The organism is Arthrobacter sp. I3, assembly GCF_000520575.1.
GTDB lineage: Bacteria > Actinomycetota > Actinomycetes > Actinomycetales > Micrococcaceae > Arthrobacter > Arthrobacter humicola_A.
Genome location: NZ_KI914938.1, coordinates 234,910 through 237,808, shown reverse-complemented (window position 1 = coordinate 237,808; position 2,899 = coordinate 234,910). Strand labels below are relative to the sequence as shown.

4 protein-coding genes are annotated in these 2,899 nt (G+C 69.7%); 2 read left to right on the top strand and 2 right to left on the bottom strand.

The annotated features are described in order from the left end of the window. Positions 1-76: 76 nt before the first annotated feature. Positions 77-550 carry a prepilin peptidase gene (locus Y706_RS25805; RefSeq protein WP_253906811.1) on the bottom strand — a complete coding sequence of 158 codons (474 nt, stop codon included), beginning with the start codon at positions 548-550 and terminating at the stop codon, positions 77-79. 126 nt (positions 551-676) lie between these two features. Beyond that, complete coding sequence (locus Y706_RS0115875) at positions 677-1,234, bottom strand: prepilin peptidase (RefSeq protein WP_028277379.1); 558 nt, start codon at positions 1,232-1,234, stop codon at positions 677-679. A gap of 58 nt (positions 1,235-1,292) precedes the next feature. Between Y706_RS0115875 and Y706_RS0115870 the strand changes: the two genes are divergently transcribed. Together Y706_RS0115870 and Y706_RS0115865 are read left to right on the top strand one after the other, a co-directional pair. Next, positions 1,293-2,120 (top strand): hypothetical protein, encoded by an 828-nt coding sequence (locus Y706_RS0115870; RefSeq protein WP_028277378.1) that lies wholly within the window; start codon positions 1,293-1,295, stop codon positions 2,118-2,120. Between the two features lie 48 nt (positions 2,121-2,168). Beyond that, positions 2,169-2,819, top strand: coding sequence for a GNAT family N-acetyltransferase (locus Y706_RS0115865; protein ID WP_028277377.1), 651 nt, complete (start codon positions 2,169-2,171; stop codon positions 2,817-2,819). Positions 2,820-2,899: the final 80 nt, after the last annotated feature.

Here is a 2,899-nt window from a genome sequence, read left to right as displayed (position 1 = left end):
ACCTTTGGGGGTGCGGCGCCCCTGCCGCATGCCGGGCCGGTCAGCGCCGGCAGGCCGGGATTACCGTGCCGTCAGCCTATCCGGCCGTCGGCAGCAGCATGGCGGCGGCCGTGCCGGCCAGCATGAAGGGCCCGAAGGGAATGGCCGACTGCAGCGTCCCGCGCCGTGCGGCGAGCAATCCGAGACTCCACAGTCCGCCGAGGACGAACGCCGCAAAGGTCCCCGCCATGACGTGCCCCCAGCCCAGGAATCCCAGGTACATTCCCAGGACGCCCGCGAGTTTCACGTCGCCGAATCCCATTCCCGGCGGATATACCGCGTGCAGGAGAAAGTAGAAGAGCCAGAGGGCTGCACCGCCGGCCAGGACACGGAGCCCCGGAATGCCGAATGCCCCGGCGTCGGCCGTGCCGGCCACGTCCTGCCCGCCGGGAAGCAACTGGCTGGCCGCCGCCCCCAGCAGAAGGACTCCGGCGATCCCATAGGAGGGAAAGACGATCCTGTCCGGGAGCAGGTGGTGCCGGACGTCAATGACCGTGAGCCGAACGGCCATCACGAAGAAATACGCACACGCAGCCAGGGCAAGCCAGAAAGCCAGCGGGTACCTTTGGGGGTGCGGCGCCCCTGCCGCATGCCGGGCCGGTCAGCGCCGGCAGGCCGGGATTACCGTGCCGTCAGCCTATCCGGCCGTCGGCAGCAGCATGGCGGCGGCCGTGCCGGCCAGCATGAAGGGCCCGAAGGGAATGGCCGACTGCAGCGTCCCGCGCCGTGCGGCGAGCAATCCGAGACTCCACAGTCCGCCGAGGACGAACGCCGCAAAGGTCCCCGCCATGACGTGCCCCCAGCCCAGGAATCCCAGGTACATTCCCAGGACGCCCGCGAGTTTCACGTCGCCGAATCCCATTCCCGGCGGATATACCGCGTGCAGGAGAAAGTAGAAGAGCCAGAGGGCTGCACCGCCGGCCAGGACACGGAGCCCCGGAATGCCGAATGCCCCGGCGTCGGCCGTGCCGGCCACGTCCTGCCCGCCGGGAAGCAACTGGCTGGCCGCCGCCCCCAGCAGAAGGACTCCGGCGATCCCATAGGAGGGAAAGACGATCCTGTCCGGGAGCAGGTGGTGCCGGACGTCAATGACCGTGAGCCGAACGGCCATCACGAAGAAATACGCACACGCAGCCAGGGCAAGCCAGAAAGCCAGCGGGTTGGCGGCGCCCAGGATGCCGAGTCGTTCGATCACCCTCGGATGCTACTTGATATTCGTCCGGCCCGGCGGTCCCCGCGCGTAAACTGTGGATATGGCCGCATGGGACAGCACGAACCGGCGCGGGCCGGACGCGCCCCGCGGCCCGGCGGAGAAGGCCGCGGCCTTCCGGAACCTGTGCCGGTCATCGCCCTGGAAGTGGCAGTCGCTGAGGTTCGAGTACCTGGACCGGCCGCTCACGGGTTCCTCGGGGTCCCCGGCGGCCCCCTCCCCCGGCGACCTCGTCAGGGGGTGGCTGCGCCGGCCCGGTGCCTTGCGGCTGGAGACTGCCGACGGCCTGGTCATCGGCAGCACCACCGGCATCAATGATTCCCGCGGCGGCTTCTATATCAGCTCAACGAGGAAGACCTGGCTCCTGCCCCCGCACTTGGTTACGCCGGTGTACGACGACGACGGGCTGGTGCGCCGCCGCCCGGAGGCAGCTTATGGTGAGCCGTCGTTCGGCAACGGCAGGTTCGCCGCCGTCCTGGACCCGGTGGAGCTTGCGGGGAACGCCCCCGTCCCGTTGGAGTTCCCCAACTCCAACGCCGTGGAGCTTGGCCCCATCACGGAGGTAGACCACGAGGGCCGGCCGGCCCTGGAATCGACGGTCAGCCCGAACCTCTCCTACCGTCCCGCCGATCCCGGAGCCCCGCTGTGCCGTCCGGGACGCACGCTGCTGAGGATTGACGCCGGCACGGGCGTCTGCGTTGCGAGCCGCTGGCTTGACGCGCCCGGGGCCGGCTCCGAGCAGGACGGCTACGGGCACTGGCTCCGCATCCTGGGCGTCGACGAATACATGCTCGATGACCTGTTCCTGGCCGAATCGATGAACCTCACGGACGTCCGGCGCCACATCAGCTGGGACGTCCCCGCGGAGTAGCCCGGCCGTGACTCGCATCCGCCCGCCGGCCCCGCTAAGCTTCCTGCGATGACTGAACCCGCCGACTACTGGCCCCCTTTCGGCCTGAGCCTGACCACGCCACGCCTTCAGCTGCGCCCCATCCGCGACGCGGACATTCCGGCCGCGGTCTCAGCCGCCCTGAGCGGCGTGCACGAGCCTGGCCGCAGCCCCTTCAGCAGGCCCTGGGCCGAATCCCCCGCTGAGGAGCTCGGCCCGAACATGGCGCAGTGGTACTGGCGGTGCCGCGGGAACATGACACCGCAGGAGTGGACGCTGCTGCTGGGCATCTGGCACGACGGCGAGTTCATCGGATGCCAGGACGTCGAGGCCAAAGACTTTGCCACGCTGAAGACGGTCACCACGGGCTCCTGGCTGCGGCAAAGCGTGCACGGCCAGGGCTTCGGCAAGGAGATGCGGGCCGCCGTCGCCCTCTATGCGTTCGACTGGCTCGGCGCCGAAGTGGCGGAATCCGAGGCCGCCGCCTGGAACCAGCAGTCCCTGGGCGTCTCACGCTCCCTCGGCTACGAGCTCAACGGCGTCACCCGGGCCGCCTGGGGCGGCAAGGCCCAGGAGGTCCAAAACGTCCGTCTCACCCCCGCCACCTTCAAACGCCCCGACTGGGATCTCGGCGTCGAAGGCCACGAAGCCTTCGCGAAGTACCTGGGCATCCACCAGTAGCAGCCCCCAAGCGGGGCCGCAGCCCCCCGCCGTCGGTGGGTTGCCATGGTTGGGTTCGCCGGCCCGCGGCGTCCCGCCGT

Excerpts from the sequence above, each read along its gene's own strand:
- Y706_RS25805 (WP_253906811.1), bottom strand. The coding sequence starts at position 550 with ATGGCCGTTCGGCTCACGGTCATTGACGTCCGGCACCACCTGCTCCCG.
- Y706_RS0115870 (WP_028277378.1), top strand. The coding sequence starts at position 1,293 with ATGGCCGCATGGGACAGCACGAACCGGCGCGGGCCGGACGCGCCCCGC.
- Y706_RS0115865 (WP_028277377.1), top strand. The coding sequence starts at position 2,169 with ATGACTGAACCCGCCGACTACTGGCCCCCTTTCGGCCTGAGCCTGACC.